Below are 15,815 nucleotides of genomic sequence, written 5' to 3' on the forward strand. Positions count from 1 at the left end.
TTAATCCTAGGTGTTTCTATTACATAGACAAAATATAAAAATAAATACAGATGCAAAGCGCGGCCCAAAGGCCCGCAATAATGTCGTCGAACATGATGCCAAAGCCACCACCGACTTGACGGTCAATGACACGAATAGGCCACGGTTTCCAGACATCAAATAAACGGAATAAAGCAAAACCAATCAATGCCCAAGTCCAGCTCATTTGCCCAAGATATAAAATCGGGAGGAAGGTAATGGACTGACCGGCAAATTCATCCCATACGATGCGGCCATCATCATGAACACCCATGACTTTGGCGGTTTGACCGCAAATATAGATACCAATAATCGACATGATGATCATGACTATAATGGAGTTGAAAAAGCCGATTGCAAGCCAACCTGGAATAAACAACAAAGCAAAAGCAGAGCCAAAGGTGCCCGGTGCTTTGGGTGCAAGACCCGAACCAAATCCCACGCCACAAAAGGCGATGACTCGGTTAAACCAAGACATGGATTTAAAGTTAATGGCTGGCTTATGCAAAATGCTGGTATCCCTTAAATTTTATGACTTGGTCAACACCGTGGTTGTTATAACGGATTCCCAAATTAGGGGTGATTTGACCGATTTTACTAATGTTTACATCTAATTTTAGTTGCAGAAGTTTTTTATAATTCTGCGGACTTATTGTAAAGCATAACTCATAGTCATCTCCACCCGCGAGGGCGTATTGCCACTGCTTTTCTTGTTGTAATTGTTTTACATCGGGATCGATAGGAAGTTGATCTAATTCAATTTCTGCACCGACGTGTGAAGCAGCGAGGATATGTCCTAAATCTTGTGCGAGCCCATCAGAGACATCAATCATACTGTTGGCTAAGCCTTTTAGCTGTTGGCCCAGTAAGCAACGTGGCATTGGATAGTCCAAGCGCTTTTGTAATTGGTGGCCCAAATGTTTTAAGCCAAATGCAGCATCACCGACTTGTCCGCTGACGCAGATATAATCACCAATTTTGGCGCCTGAACGTGGGACAGCCTGTCCTGATTCTACCCAGCCGAGGGCTGTGACTGAAATCGTTAAATGTGGACTTTGAGTGGTATCACCACCAATTAAACTCACACCAAATTGATCGCAACAATCATATAAACCCTGACTAAAGCCTTTGAGCCAGTCATGATCAATTTGGGGTAGGCTCAATGCCAATAAAATACTGTGTGGTTTGGCACCCATTGCAGCAATGTCAGAGAGATTGACGGCAACAGATTTCCAGCCGATGGCATGTGGGTTTGTGTCGAGAGGGAAGTGACGTCCAGCAACCAGTGTATCGGCACAGATGGCCAATTGTTGCTGTGGAGGAGGGGTGAGCAAGGCTGAGTCATCACCGACCCCTAAATCGACAGAATTGATATTCTGTCGATTAAAATAGGTATCAATGATCGAGAACTCAGCCATACAACGTACTACTTAAAAAATTAATTAGCTTGTTGTTTTTCTGCTGCACGCAATGTAGTCGCTAAACGATCCAATACACCATTGATGTATTTGTGGCTGTCTGCACCGCCAAAATGTTTAGCTAACTCGATCGCTTCATCTAACACGACGCGATATGGAATCTCAAGATGTTCTTTGAGTTCATATGCACCAAGACGAAGTGTTGCAAGTTCAACACCATCTAAAGCGTCTACTTCACGATCGAGTACAGGGATTAAAAGCGCATCCAATGCTTCATGATTGGCAACAACCTCGGTCAATAACTCGTGGTAATAGCCGAGGTCGACCTTGTGCATGGCATTATCCACACGTGTACGTGCTTCAATCTCATGGACAGGATTACGGCTCATTTGCCATTCATAAATTCCTTGTACAGCAAAGCGACGTGCTTTACGTTTTGCTGCATAAGTTGCTTGAAGTGTTTGCGACATAGCGTTAAATAGCCTTTAACAAGTTAACCATTTCAATAGCAGTCAAGGCAGCTTCACTACCTTTATTGCCTGCTTTTGTACCTGAGCGTTCAATCGCTTGTTCAATACTATCCGTAGTCAATACACCATTAATTACTGGTAAGCCAGTGTCTAGACCAACAACGCCTAAACCTTTGGCACATTCGCCAGCAACAAAATCGAAGTGAGGCGTGCTACCACGAATCACTGCGCCAAGCGCGATGATGGCATCGAAACGATCTGAAGCTGCAAGTTTCTTCGCAACCACAGGAAGTTCCCAAGCACCCGGTGCATGAACAACAGTGATATTATCCTCTGATACGCCATGACGTTTCAATGTATCAACGGCACCTTCTAGCAAATGTTCAACAACAAAGCTATTAAAACGACCAACTAAAATCGCATAACGGTCTTCGTTCGCGAGATGTAACATACCTTCAATACGGCGAACTGCCATAGCAACCTCGATTATTTCTCTGATGTTTGATTTGCGGTGATGTATTCCACCACTTCTAAGTTAAAACCTGATAGTGCATTAAAGCGTAGTGGAGAGCTGAGTAGCTTCATTTTTTCCACGCCTAAATCACGTAAAATTTGTGCACCGACACCAATGGTTTGATACTGCTGAGACAGTGCCGCATTGGATTTAACATTTTTCGGTGCAGTTAAATTTTCTAAAGCAGGGCCTAAGTCCTGTAAATGACGCTGACCAATCCATACTAAAACACCACGATCGCTGGATGCGATTTCTTTCAGTGCTTTATCGAGATTCCACGCCGGAGCGCCATCTTGTTTATTGAGTTTTAATAAGTCACGAACCGGGCTGAAACCATGTACACGGACTGTGGTTACGCCTTGTTTCGGTTCGCCTTTAACTAGTGCCAAATGAATGTCTGGATTACCAATTTCACGGTAACGGAACAATTCAAAAGTACCGTATTCAGTATCTAAGGTTTGTTGATCAATGCGCTCAACGGTTTGCTCATTGGTCATGCGGTAGTGAATTAAGTCCGCAATCGTCCCCATTTTTAAGCCATGCTTTTCAGCAAAGACTTCAAGATCAGGGCGACGTGCCATGGTGCCGTCTTCATTGATGATTTCACAAATCACCGAAGCTGGTTCAAGACCTGCTAAACGCGATAAATCACAACCGGCTTCTGTATGACCTGCACGGTGAAGGACACCACCAGGCTGCGCCATCAGCGGGAAAATATGGCCTGGCTGAACAATATCAGCGGGTTTTGCATGTGCTGCTACAGCAGTTTGAATGGTGTGCGCACGTTCAGCAGGTGAGATGCCTGTTGAAATGCCATTTGCTGCTTCAATCGACAATGTGAAGTTTGTACCGTGCTGTGCACCATTGGCATCAACCATGAGTGGTAAATTTAACTGTTGGCAACGCTCTTTGCTGAGCGTTAAGCACACAAGACCACGCGCATGCGTAATCATGAAGTTGATATCTTCAGGGCGTACGTGGGTCGCAGCGATAACAAGGTCGCCTTCATTTTCACGATCTTCATCATCCATCAGGATGACCATTTTTCCTGCACGAATATCAGCTACGAGCTCTTCAACAGTATTGAGCGGCATCAATCTTCACCTTTTTGTTTGTCTCGAATGACATTTACTTGCATTGATTGTTGCATAGTCTAACGTTTTTTTGCGTTCTTTGCCTATGCTTATCATTTTCCTTTAATGGCTCATTGTTATACACAGTCGTCAGAACCTTGAAAAGAGGACTTTATTTGAATTGTGCCATTTATGCCCAATCTTTAAGCGATTGAAAAGCATAAAAATGGGTAAGCTTATACAGATTTTAAATAATTCAAATGAAAGAGATGAACAGTTTGTCGGAAAACTGTCGGTCTTTAACTCCATGAACTGTCACATAAAAATCAATCACGTTGATGCAGCCACATGGCTCTCTAAATATTGCCGAATCATCATCTTATTGGCGTTTAAAATAGTTTTTTGCAAATGTGGATCTGCGGCTGCACGCGCAATTAAAATGGCACCGGCAAGTTGGCAGATCATGGCCCAAGCGAGTTCTTCGCTACCGAGATGCTGACTAAATAAAGCGTGACCACGCAGTAATTCAGTTTCATATACCAACTTGGTGTCCTGATCTGCACGCGCTATTTCACTCGCAAGCGTGGGGAGTGAACAACCTTGCTCGGGATGCTGAACATGTGCAGGGGTTAAATAGCGGTCAAGCTCAAATTCAATCCAATCTTGCGCATTATCATGTGGATTGTTTTGCCACATATCAAAACTGTGTTGTAACTCATGTTCAATTAAGGCTTTAAGTAGCTCTTGTTTAGACGAAAAATGTGAGTAAAAGGCGCCACTGGTGACGCCGGCGGCTTTCATGAAACCATCCACACCTGTTGCGGCAAAGCCGTCTTTTTTCGCAATTTGTCCGCTGATGGTTAAAAGTTCTTGTCGTTTTTGTTGTTTGTATTCGGGTTTATAGCGCATGTGCATGACCCTAAAAAATTATGATTGACGATAAATTCATCATAACATAGTATTCGTTATAGTAACGATCGTTATTCAATAAAATTGATCGCACATGGAATATAAAAACTATCCAGCACGAGGAGATCGTCATGGAAAATAATCATATATCTCAGCCTGTCAAAGGTGTGGCATTGATCATTGGTGCAGGAGATGCCACCGGTGGTGAAATTGCCAAACGCTTTGCTTGTGGTGGTTATACCGCATGTATGACGCGGCGTAATGTCGACAAATTACAGCCCTTAATTGCTGAAATTCAAGCACAGGGAGGGACTGCTTTTGGCTTTGGTTCGGATGCTCGAAAAGAAGAGCAAGTGATTGAACTCATCGAGCACATTGAATCAAACATTGGCCCGATTGAGGTCATGGTCTTTAATATTGGTGCCAATGTGCCATGTAGTATTTTGGAAGAAACCGCACGTAAATATTTCAAAATATGGGAAATGGCATGTTTCTCGGCATTTTTAACGGGTCGGGAAGTGGCAAAACGCATGGTGAGCCGTGAATCTGGCACAATTATTTTTACAGGTGCGACGGCTGGGGTTCGTGGTGCGGCTGGTTTTGCCGCTTTTGCTGGCGCAAAACATGCGCTTCGTGCCTTGGCACAAAGCATGGCGCGTGAACTTGGGCCTAGAAATATTCATGTGGCGCATGTGGTGGTTGATGGGGCGATTGATACCGACTTTATTAAAGAGACTTTTCCCGATTTGTACGCAAAAAAAGCGCAAGATGGTATTTTAAATCCCGTACATATTGCGGAAAATTATTGGCATCTCTCACAGCAACCACGAGATGCATGGACGCATGAATTAGATCTGCGACCGTGGATGGAACGCTGGTAAGCGTAATTTGATTCAAATGAAAGAACGATACGCGGTAAGGTCATCCGCAAGTGTTTGAGACAGGACTACATCTATTCAAGAATGTTTTTGCGATACTTTGAATAATTAGACGCTAGTGAACGAGTTTTGCGGATGACAATGGTTTTGGGTACTTTTGCCGAAACAAAAGTACCTCCAGCCGAAGGCTAATCCCTTTATTTAAACCCTGGATGTAAGACTCCGTCAAATCGGCTTAAAAATCATTTAAAAAATACGATGTTACTTTTACGTGCGTAACATCAGTTAGGAAAATAAGCAAAAAAAGGACGAAAAACATGAAAGTCATTGAATTTTATTTTGATGTCGGCAGCCCATATAGTTATATCGGTTTTCATCGCATTCAACAGATTGCACAGCAGTATCAAGCCGAGCTGATCTGGAAGCCGATGCTTCTTGGTGGAGTGTTTAAAGCTACAGGCAATAGTAGCCCGATGGCGGTACCTGCGAAGGCACGTTATTCCATGATTGATCTTCAACGTTGGGGAAAGTTATGGCAGATACCCGTACAGATGAATCCGTATTTTCCGATCAATACTTTGCAGTTGATGCGTTTGATAACCGCAGTCCAATTATTTCAGCCTGAAGTATTTCTCAATGTACTGACGGGTATTTTTAACGCAATGTTTGGTCAGCCACGCAATTTAAATGATCTCAATGAATTAATTCAATTGATGCAGGAGCTTGGATTGGAGGTAGCGCAGGTTAAATCATGGCTTGAAGATGAAAAAGTAAAGTCTGAGCTTAAAGTGGTGACCGAAGAAGCCATTGCACGTGGTGTGTTTGGGGCGCCAAGTTGGTTTGTCGATGATGAGTTATATTGGGGTGTTGATCATTTACATTTTGTTGAGGCGGCTTTACAGGCTTCATCACGATCAGCCTAATTGGACGAATACTTGAGTGAATGCTACTGAATATGAGCACCAGTTTTAGGACGGGAATGCAGAAGTCATTGTAGATGTAAGTAAAATTATAGAATGGATCATGGCTGATTGTCTTACTTACATCTACTTTTACTCAGCTTTCATTTGTATTGAGTCTTATTTTGGGCGTACTAACTTAAAAAACTTAAGCTTTATTCCGTATATAAATAATGCTGACATTTGGTGCAATTTATGGTGCATGAATCGCTTGCATAAATACCTTTACGAAAGAATCGTTTATTGCCGCAAAAGATACAGATAAATTCATCTTTATGATTTTTAGCGCTTGGTAGCTCTTGGTAAACGAGTCTTAATCCATTGTCTTTATAACGATAATTTCGACCATAAATTTGTTTAGCAAGCCAATAGTCCAAACTTGTAAATTTTATGGCAATACAACTGATGATACAAAAAGGAAATAGCCATATAGATTCAAATGCTTTGGAAACAGACGCCCAACCTGAAAATACACTTGTGAAAGTAAAAAACATGACCGCGAAAGCACCAAAGAAGAAAAGATAGAATACTTTGCTTTGGAAAGAGCTTAATTTGTTTAAGTATTTGAGATGATGTTCATAGGTCGAAATATCATCTTGGTTGGGCACAAATGCGGGATAACGTGCTTGCTTAGGTTTGTCTGACACTTGATCACCAAATGAATGACCACAGGCACTACAAAAGTGATGTTGTACTAATGCTTTTTCTCCACAGGAGACACAATATTTCATAGCTATTTAAATATTTTTAATTAATAAAGTTATTTGTTTAGCAAGCATAAGAAAATTTGCAGCTTTTTAAAAGAAATTTTAATGAATTCTTTGAAGAGGCTTCTAACAAAAAAGCGAACCGAAGTTCGCTTTTTATCTCATGTATTGTTCAACGCTGCTTAGAAGAAGCCCATTGGTTTGGTATCATAGCTCACCAACAAGTTTTTGGTTTGTTGATAATGATCAAGCATCATTTTGTGGTTTTCCCGGCCGATCCCTGATTTTTTGTAGCCGCCGAATGCAGCGTGTGCAGGATAGATGTGATAACAGTTGGTCCATACACGGCCCGCCTGAATGGCACGACCCGCGCGATATGAAGTATGCGCTGAACGCGACCAAACCCCTGCACCTAAACCATAAATGGTGTCATTGGCAATTTTAATGGCATCATCAAAGTCTTTAAAGGTTGCTACTGAAAGCACAGGGCCGAAGATTTCTTCTTGGAAAATCTTCATGTCATTGGTGCCTTTAAAAATCGTTGGCTCAATATAGAAACCTGTACCGACTTCATTACGTGGATCACCACCAGTAATGAGCTGTGCACCTTCATTTTTACCTGTCGCGATACAGCCTAAAATTTTGTCTTGCTGCTCTTGCGATGCCTGTGCACCAATCATGGTATCGGTATCGAGTGGATGACCCGTCTTAATACGTTTCACACGCTCTACTGCCATTTCCAAGAATCGATCAGCAATGCTTTCCTGCACCAAAGCACGTGAAGGACAGGTACAGATTTCACCTTGGTTCAGCGCAAACATGGCAAAACCTTCGAGCGTTTTATCTAAGAATTCATCGTCTTTGTCCATGATGTCTTCAAAGAAAATGTTCGGTGATTTACCACCGAGTTCCAATGTCACAGGAATGATATTTTCAGTGGCATATTGCATGATCATTTGACCCACAGCGGTTGAACCTGTGAAGGCGATTTTTGAGATGCGTGGATTGGTCGCCAGTGGACGACCGACTTCAACACCATAACCATTCACAATATTTAGCACGCCCGGTGGGAGTAGGTCTTGAATGAGTTCAGCCAAGACCAAGATGCTGACAGGTGTTTGCTCCGCAGGTTTCAACACGATGCAGTTACCCGCAGCCAATGCTGGAGCAAGTTTCCAAGCTGCCATCAAGATTGGGAAATTCCACGGAATAATTTGTCCGACCACACCAAGTGGCTCATGGAAATGGTAAGCAATGGTATTTTCATCAATTTCAGAAATGCCGCCTTCTTGCGCACGGATACAGCCGGCAAAATAACGGAAGTGATCGATACAGAGTGGAATATCAGCGGCTAAGGTTTCACGAATCGGTTTACCGTTGTCCCATGTTTCTGCAACCGCAAGGAGCTCTAGGTTTTCTTCAAGTCGATCGGCAATTTTTAATAAAATATTTGAGCGTGTGGTTGGGGAAGAGGCGTTCCATTGGGCTTTGGCTTTATGCGCTGCATCCAAAGCCAATTCAATATCTTCAGCAGAAGAACGTGGCACTTTGGTAAAAACTTTACCGTCTACAGGGGAGATATTTTCAAAGTATTCACCTTTCACTGGTGCGACCCATTGGCCACCAATCAGGTTTTCATACTGAGTTTTAAACTGAACTTTTGAACCGGGTTGATTAGGATCGACATAACGCATATGAATTTTCCTTTGCTTGTTTATTATGATCTTGTTGGGCTGCCCATCTGTGGCAATCTACAGCTTTGGTATAAGGTACTTTTGTACATTATTTGATTAGCATAGCCTGTATAAGGTTGGAAAAAGGTTGGAGACAAGAAGGTTTACAATATTTTTTTTCAGTCTTAAAAACAAAAGCTGGGAAACGGATTTTTAGTCATGAATTGTTGTGAGAATAATGAATGATGATACAGAAGGATTTATCTGAAAAACGACAGAATGTCGAACGGTTAAGGCAGGGCATGAGTCTGTCAAAGCAGCAAAGCTCGCAATTGAATGAGAGCATTGCGAGTTCTTGGCAGCGATCGGCGCAGGCGGAAATTCCGGAAAACCGGAGTGCTGCGCCTTTGGTGAATTTAAGTCTTCAGAGTCAACAGCAGTCGGCATTGCATCACGCGTTGCAACATTGTGCCGAAGATTTAAAACACATTGCCGAACAATCGTCGATGGTACTTGCCGTAGGCGATGTGGGGAGCACGATTATTTGGAGTGCGTCGAGTCGGCAAATGCAAAGTGCTGCGGAAAGTGTGCATTTTATTGCAGGTGGGCAATGGCGCGAAGAATTGGTCGGCACCAATGCATTAGCGTTGTCTTTAAAAACCCAACAGTCGAGTTGTGTGTTTTCAAATGAACATTACATGCCATCAGTACATGAATGGGTCTGCTATGCAGCACCGATTATCGATCCACATACGCAGCAAATTTTGGGCGTGGTTGATTTATCCACCGTGTGGAAAAACCACAATAGTTTAGGGCTACTTGCGGCTGAACGCTGCGCTTCGATTATTCAATCGGCTTTACTCGATTTTCAAAAACAGCATTTGTATATTCGGGCCTTTGCTGTGCCGCAAGTGTTATTTAATGGCAAAGTGATGGTGCTGACCCCGCGGCAAATAGAAATTTTGACCATCTTGGCGCTATGTCCGCAAGGCATGACCTTAGATACTTTGCATCAAGCCTTATATGGTGAACGTAAGGTGAGTGTTGGGACTTTAAAAGCGGAAATGTCGCAGCTACGCGATATTTTGGGTGGCATGTTAGGCTCAAGACCCTATCGCTTATTGGCGCAAGTCGAAGCCGACTTTTTACAAGCCGAGCAAGCTTTAGATGCAGGTTATCTCGATTCTGCATTAAAACTGTGTTCAGGGGTTTTCTTGGCTAAAACTGAAAGCCCATTTTTAGGGGCATGGCGTGATTGTCTTGAGTCACGATTAAGCCAAGCGATTTTTAATGCTAAAGAAACAGATGTTCTGCTCAAGCATGTCGCGCGTTTTCCTGAAGCTATTGATGCGGTTGAACGTCTGATCGAGCTGATGCCGAGATCGCATCCCGTACATCAGACCTTGTTGAAATTAAAACAGTAAGTTGCAATGTCATTCGGGCTGTTAAAAACCTTTATTGGCCAGCCATTCAAAGAGCTGGGTATAGACTTGTTCGCGCGCGTTTTTTTCCGAAAGCACTAAATCATGCAAGCCATTGTGTATGCTTTGAATGGTGACATCGCCTTGAATTTTCTTGGCATATTTTTGGATGTCTTTTACACCTAAAATCACATCACTGGTCTGTGCTGCTTTACCCCATCGTTTTGGATTTTGTGTTTGATGCGAGTGCATGACCAAGACCGGTACATCTAGGCTGACACCTCGATGAATCTCTTTTTGAGCCTCATAAATTGTCCGCACGAAACTTAAATACACCATTGGATAGCGGGTCTTTTTCCAGTCTAAATTAAAGTCCCACTCACCTTTTAAATCTTGATGTAGGCTCGCCGTATACCATTTATTCAGCTCACTTGGGAATTTTAAATTTGGAAAAGTCTTTGCCAGTCTACTGAGCTGTGGAATACCCAGTGCGCGTTTCACCGGATTCATGTTGAAATCATAAAATGGGCTGTTACACCACAAGGCTTTAATTAGAGGATGATTGGGATGATGGGCTGCATATAAGGTCGTGGTGAGGCCACCTGTGGAATGACCGCAGAGCAGTAAGGCATCGTGACCTTCAGCGGAGATAATCTCAAGGGCCTGGTCAATTTCGGCATCGTATTCGCAGAGGTTGTGCACATTATAATATTTTTGATGCGGTAGAATTGATCGTCCATACTTTCTTAAATCTAGTGCGTAAAAGTCGAAGCCATGCTGATTAAATTGTTCGGCCATTTCGGTTTGGAAAAAATAATCAATAAAGCCATGAATATACAGAACGGCTTTAGATGTGGACTTTGCTGCTTTTTTTCGAACTAATGTGGCAACAACAGCACCTTCGTAATCATCCGGAAAATGAAGTGTGGTTTGTTCATAGCCCGTGCCTAAAATGTCGGGTTGATAGTGCACTGCTGAATGCGTCATTTTTATAGTGTTCCATGTTCTTGAATTTATACTTTATCCTTGATGAGACATGGCATTTTGTCAAATTAAATAATGAAGGTAGGTGGAATAATTTAGAAAGAGAAAAAGAACAACCTGAGCATGAAAGTGACCCGTCCTTGGTCAGCCTTTCCTGAATGAATGTGAAATGGATACTCAGTTGAGTCTGCAAAAGCTGAGATTTTGCAGGCACTCAGGTTGCTAGCATGAAGCAAGAAATATAGAACTTAAATAGCTGCTTTGAAGTCAACAACAGATGCACTTGGTTTTAATGCTGCTTTAAAGATATCGACCACTTGAGCATGAGTCGCTTTACGTGGGTTGGTCAGCATGCAGGCATCTTTTTGTGCATTTTCAGACATTACACTTAAGTCTTGCTCTTTCACACCGAGTTCAGACAGACTTGATGGAATACCAATGGACGCTGAAAGTTCACGAATTGCTGCAATTGCTGCATAGGCAGCTTCAGTCACAGTAAGACCGTCAGTTGGAACACCCATCAACTGTGCAATACGTGCATAGCGGTCAGGGCAAGCGATCAAGTTGAATTCACAAACGTGCGGTAACAGTACAGCATTACAAACACCGTGAGGTAGGTTGTAGAAGCCACCCAGTTGGTGTGCCATTGCATGGACATAACCAAGAGACGCATTGTTAAATGCCATCCCTGCTAAGTACTGTGCATAGCTCATCGCATCACGTGCTTCTAGGTTTTCGCCATTGGCTACGGCAGGGCTGAGCCATTCACTGATCATTGAAATGGCTTTTTCAGCACAAGCATCGGTAATAGGATTGGCTGCTGTAGAAACATAAGCTTCGACCGCATGCGTTAATGCATCCATACCGGTTGCTGCAGTGAGCGCCGCAGGTTTCGCAATCATCAGTTTCGGGTCGTCAATAGCGATAAGTGGGGTACAACGCCAATCGACAATCGCCATTTTAACGTGGGTGTCGGTATTGGTAATAATACAGAAACGGGTCATTTCTGATGCCGTACCTGCGGTGGTATTAATCGCAATGAGTGGAGTCATTGGGACTGTACTTTTATCGATGCCTTCATAGTCACGAATATGACCACCACCTGCAGTGACTAAGCCAATGCCTTTGGCACAGTCATGAGAAGAGCCGCCACCGAGAGAGACAATAAAGTCACAGCCATTGTCATTGTAGGCATCTACACCGCTATGCACGTTGGTGTCAGTTGGGTTGGGTTCTGCGCCCGGAAAGATGTGACTTTCTACGCCAGCTTCAGTTAAATATGCGGCAATCGTATCTGCTACACCAAATTTGTAAAGACCGGCATCGGTCACGATAAGCGCTTTCTTTGCGCCAAGATTTTGCGCCTTTGCACCAATTTCTTTAGCACAGCCGGGGCCAAAAAGTGAAACACAAGGGATGTAAAAACCGTTTGTTTGATCTGCAATATTTTTAAAAGCCATGGTGCGATTCCTTCTACCATTCATTGTCATTTGTTATGGGTGATACTCACCTAAACTGAGTATTGCGAGGGATGTTTTAAATTCACACCTACCAAAGACCTACCAAAATTAAGGCTTTGTTTTGAATTTATTTAATTGATTGAAATTTAATCATTAATTATTTTTGTTATTTTCTAAGATTCGCTAAAAGTCGTATACATTTAAGCCAAAATAGGCGTTGCGATGATTGGATGTATGATGAGTTATCAGATTATAAAATCTAACTAAAACTACTATCAATTTACTAAATGCCCCAAAGCGCTCGAATCAGGATAGGCTATAACAAATAACGAGATAGTCACTTTTGTGCATTTCGCTTTTTGCAGTGCGAAACAAAAGATTAATTAAACGAGTTAAATAATGCCCAGTGAAAATTTGAAAACGAAACGACCTTTATATATTCCTTATGCCGGAAATACACTTTTAGAACTCCCACTTTTAAATAAAGGCTCTGCGTTTAATGAAGATGAACGTAAGAGCTTAAATTTACACGGTTTAATTCCACACGTTACAGAAAGCATTGAAGAACAAAGTCAGCGTTCTTATCAGCAATATTGTGCATTTAATAGTGATATCAATAAGCATATCTACCTGCGCAATATTCAAGACACCAACGAGACGCTGTTCTATCACTTAATTGAAAACCACCTCAGTGAGATGATGCCGATCATTTATACACCAACAGTGGGTGAGGCTTGTCAGCGCTTCTCGGACATTTATCGTCGTCATCGTGGGATCTTTATTTCATATCCTGACCGTGATCATATTGACCAAATTATTCATAACGTGAATAAAAAGAACGTGAAAGTGATCGTTATTACGGATGGTGAACGTATTCTTGGCCTTGGTGACCAAGGCATTGGGGGGATGGGGATTCCGATTGGTAAGTTGTCACTGTACACCGCATGTGGTGGGATCAGTCCAGCTTATACATTGCCGATTACTTTAGATGTCGGAACCAATAACCAACAGCTGTTGAATGACCCGATTTATATGGGATGGAGTCAGCCTCGCATCAGTGGTGAAGAATATTATCAATTTGTCGATGACGTGATTAAAGCCGTTCAACAACGTTGGCCTAAAGCGTTGATTCAATTTGAAGACTTTGCACAAAAAAATGCGATGCCTTTACTGGAAAAATATCGCGATAAAATTTGCTGCTTCAATGATGATATTCAAGGAACAGCAGCGGTGTCTGTCGGAAGTTTAATTGCGGCATCACGTGCAGCAGGCAAGCAGCTCAAAGATCAAATCGTCACATTCTTAGGGGCAGGTTCAGCAGGTTGCGGGATTGCAGAACAGATCATCAAGCAAATGGTGGCGGAAGGTTTAACCGATGCTCAAGCGCGTGCGCGGGTGTTTATGGTCGATCGCTTTGGTTTAATTACTGAAAATCAGCCGAATCTTTTAGATTTCCAACGTAAACTTGCCCAATCTACAGACAATGTTGCACATTGGGCTGATGCCGAATCTATGATTTCACTGTTGGATGTGGTGAAAAATGCCAAACCTACGGTACTGATTGGTGTTTCGGGACAACCAGGGCTGTTTAGCCAAGAGGTCATTGAAACGATGGCTGCGAATTGTGAACAGCCTATTGTGTTGCCACTGTCTAATCCGACATCGCGTGTCGAAGCGGTGCCTGCAGATATTATTGAGTGGACCAAAGGTAAGGCTCTGATTGCGACTGGTAGTCCATTTGCACCAGTGAATTATCATGGCAAGATTCATCATATTTCACAGTGCAATAACTCCTATATTTTCCCAGGGATTGGTCTCGGTGTGATTGCATCTGGGGCGAAACGTGTGACGGAAAATATGCTGATGGCATCGAGTACGGCATTGGCAGACTGTTCACCAAAATTGGCAGATCCAAATGCCGATTTATTGCCAAGTTTGGATTATTTACAGGATATTTCGAAGAAAATCGCATTGAAAGTGGCATTAGCTGCGATTGCTGATGGTGTTGCGCCAAATGTCAGCATTGAAGTACTAGAACAGGCCATTGAAGAGAATTTCTGGAAACCTGAATATCGTGATTATGTCCGTGTGACCTATTAACGCAATTTTAATTTTTATTCATATTTGTGGAACCTGACTCAAACCATGTTCCACATACTGAATAAATATAGATTGATTTTGATTGGTGTAAGCGATAGATAAAAAAGCCCCCATCTTTTGATGGGGGCTTTTTGAATTTGGAGCGGGAAAGGAGACTCGAACTCCCGACCCCAACCTTGGCAATAGTCACCGACATAAAATACCTCGAATTACATAAATTGTATTTTAATAAATCCTATATATAACAATTATATAAAGTCTTTATTTTATGTAGTGTAACTTAAAGTAGGGTGAGGTACTTTGGTTTTTGGTCACTAAAATTATTGTGATAATCAACAATAATAACCGACACATACATACTGAATCTAAGGGGGTTTTACTGATTGGTATAATTTGGTGTTGAGGCTATACGATCTGGAATTACGATTTCTATTTTGCCTTTTGGCGTAAGACGTATAAATATAGCCTTTCTACTTTCTTATCTAAAAATTCATCTTTGTTGCACTTCGACTGATAATCTAAGCCGCTAAACTTTTATTCATCATCTTCCGCAAACATTGTTTCAATTTCATCCCACTGCGGAAATTTATACTTCTTTTTATCCACTTCAAATTGCAGGCCTACTGCATTAAGTACACATTCAAATATGCTAAATGAGCCTGTAAAGTGGCCATTTTCTATCTCTGAAATTGTTGTTTTATTGATGTTCGTTTTTTCTGAAAGATTTTTCTGTGTATAGCCCAGAGCTTTTCTTGCCAAACGTATTTCTTTACCTATTTCTTCTCTTGTAGCCATATCAATTTTAACCTTAGAAATTTGTTTGCTATATAGCGAACTTTTTATAAATTATGGCAAATATTCGCTATATAGCAAACTTTTTTATAGTGATTTTTGAATATTATTGAATTAATAAGGTTCGATTTTGCCTTAAATTATTTGAATGGAGCTCATATGTGTATAGTATTTTCAATACTTTTTAGAATTAGGCTAACCTGTCTCTTGATGCAAAATCAATAATTACTTGGACATCTATTCTTGTTTTATCTGGACATTTTTTTCTGCTTTAGGGTTAAATGAAACTACACAAAGATGTGGAACTTTGATTAGGGTGTGTTGACATTTACAGCCGATAAATTGAGCTAAAGAGGCAACCATATAAATATACAAGCTAAAGCAACAGCGCTTTGATAGTTACGTTTTAGCTTATCGTATCTTGTGGCAATTCCTCTAA

15 protein-coding genes and 1 pseudogene are annotated in these 15,815 nt (G+C 41.9%); 4 read left to right on the forward strand and 12 right to left on the reverse strand.

What is annotated here, in order from left to right; all coding sequences use genetic code 11:
• Positions 1–19 precede the first annotated feature (19 nt).
• The 6 genes from FTT72_RS11165 to FTT72_RS11190 form a co-directional block, all read right to left on the reverse strand.
• On the reverse strand, positions 20–496 hold the full coding sequence (locus FTT72_RS11165) for a phosphatidylglycerophosphatase A (protein ID WP_078194116.1): 477 nt from the start codon (positions 494–496) through the stop codon (positions 20–22).
• A gap of 22 nt (positions 497–518) precedes the next feature.
• Positions 519–1,436: a thiamine-phosphate kinase gene (thiL, locus tag FTT72_RS11170; RefSeq protein ID WP_180178386.1), complete on the reverse strand. Its 918-nt coding sequence runs from the start codon at positions 1,434–1,436 to the stop codon at positions 519–521.
• Between the two features lie 20 nt (positions 1,437–1,456).
• The gene (nusB, locus tag FTT72_RS11175) at positions 1,457–1,906 is read right to left on the reverse strand and encodes a transcription antitermination factor NusB (protein ID WP_078191534.1); all 450 of its coding nucleotides are present in this window, start codon (positions 1,904–1,906) and stop codon (positions 1,457–1,459) included.
• A gap of 4 nt (positions 1,907–1,910) precedes the next feature.
• Entirely contained in the window at positions 1,911–2,381 is a 471-nt protein-coding gene (ribE, locus tag FTT72_RS11180; protein ID WP_067765591.1) for a 6,7-dimethyl-8-ribityllumazine synthase, read from the reverse strand.
• An 11-nt stretch (positions 2,382–2,392) separates the two neighbouring features.
• On the reverse strand, positions 2,393–3,514 hold the full coding sequence (gene ribBA / locus FTT72_RS11185; protein ID WP_078191533.1) for a bifunctional 3,4-dihydroxy-2-butanone-4-phosphate synthase/GTP cyclohydrolase II: 1,122 nt from the start codon (positions 3,512–3,514) through the stop codon (positions 2,393–2,395).
• 309 nt (positions 3,515–3,823) lie between these two features.
• On the reverse strand, positions 3,824–4,402 hold the full coding sequence (locus FTT72_RS11190) for a TetR/AcrR family transcriptional regulator (protein WP_180178387.1): 579 nt from the start codon (positions 4,400–4,402) through the stop codon (positions 3,824–3,826).
• A 131-nt stretch (positions 4,403–4,533) separates the two neighbouring features.
• Between FTT72_RS11190 and FTT72_RS11195 the strand changes: the two genes are divergently transcribed.
• Together FTT72_RS11195 and FTT72_RS11200 are read left to right on the forward strand one after the other, a co-directional pair.
• Positions 4,534–5,283, forward strand: coding sequence for an SDR family oxidoreductase (locus tag FTT72_RS11195; protein WP_180123830.1), 750 nt, complete (start codon positions 4,534–4,536; stop codon positions 5,281–5,283).
• Between the two features lie 314 nt (positions 5,284–5,597).
• Positions 5,598–6,203, forward strand: coding sequence for a 2-hydroxychromene-2-carboxylate isomerase (locus tag FTT72_RS11200; RefSeq protein ID WP_180063316.1), 606 nt, complete (start codon positions 5,598–5,600; stop codon positions 6,201–6,203).
• Between the two features lie 191 nt (positions 6,204–6,394).
• Here the strand turns inward: FTT72_RS11200 and FTT72_RS11205 are convergent, their stop codons facing one another.
• Together FTT72_RS11205 and FTT72_RS11210 are read right to left on the reverse strand one after the other, a co-directional pair.
• On the reverse strand, positions 6,395–6,886 hold the full coding sequence (locus FTT72_RS11205; protein ID WP_180178388.1) for a hypothetical protein: 492 nt from the start codon (positions 6,884–6,886) through the stop codon (positions 6,395–6,397).
• 242 nt (positions 6,887–7,128) lie between these two features.
• A complete protein-coding gene (locus FTT72_RS11210; protein ID WP_180128530.1) occupies positions 7,129–8,640 on the reverse strand; it encodes an aldehyde dehydrogenase family protein in 1,512 nt (503 codons plus the stop codon).
• 221 nt (positions 8,641–8,861) lie between these two features.
• Between FTT72_RS11210 and FTT72_RS11215 the strand changes: the two genes are divergently transcribed.
• Complete coding sequence (locus FTT72_RS11215) at positions 8,862–10,043, forward strand: transcriptional regulator (protein ID WP_180178389.1); 1,182 nt, start codon at positions 8,862–8,864, stop codon at positions 10,041–10,043.
• A 21-nt stretch (positions 10,044–10,064) separates the two neighbouring features.
• On the opposite strand, the gene FTT72_RS11220 is transcribed toward FTT72_RS11215, so the two are convergent.
• Positions 10,065–11,027 carry an alpha/beta hydrolase gene (locus FTT72_RS11220; protein WP_180178390.1) on the reverse strand — a complete coding sequence of 321 codons (963 nt, stop codon included), beginning with the start codon at positions 11,025–11,027 and terminating at the stop codon, positions 10,065–10,067.
• 245 nt (positions 11,028–11,272) lie between these two features.
• The gene (locus tag FTT72_RS11225; RefSeq protein WP_180007983.1) at positions 11,273–12,484 is read right to left on the reverse strand and encodes an iron-containing alcohol dehydrogenase; all 1,212 of its coding nucleotides are present in this window, start codon (positions 12,482–12,484) and stop codon (positions 11,273–11,275) included.
• Between the two features lie 399 nt (positions 12,485–12,883).
• Here FTT72_RS11225 and FTT72_RS11230 point away from each other — a divergent pair, with 399 nt between their 5' ends.
• On the forward strand, positions 12,884–14,584 hold the full coding sequence (locus FTT72_RS11230) for an NAD-dependent malic enzyme (RefSeq protein ID WP_180178391.1): 1,701 nt from the start codon (positions 12,884–12,886) through the stop codon (positions 14,582–14,584).
• A gap of 534 nt (positions 14,585–15,118) precedes the next feature.
• Here the strand turns inward: FTT72_RS11230 and FTT72_RS11235 are convergent.
• Positions 15,119–15,379 carry a helix-turn-helix domain-containing protein gene (locus FTT72_RS11235; RefSeq protein ID WP_180024772.1) on the reverse strand — a complete coding sequence of 87 codons (261 nt, stop codon included), beginning with the start codon at positions 15,377–15,379 and terminating at the stop codon, positions 15,119–15,121.
• 344 nt (positions 15,380–15,723) lie between these two features.
• Positions 15,724–15,815 (reverse strand): annotated as a pseudogene (locus FTT72_RS11240) (IS5/IS1182 family transposase); the annotation flags it as partial.

It is taken from the genome of Acinetobacter sp. YH01005 (genome assembly GCF_013420465.1).
In the GTDB taxonomy this organism is placed as follows: Bacteria; Pseudomonadota; Gammaproteobacteria; order Pseudomonadales; family Moraxellaceae; genus Acinetobacter; species Acinetobacter amyesii.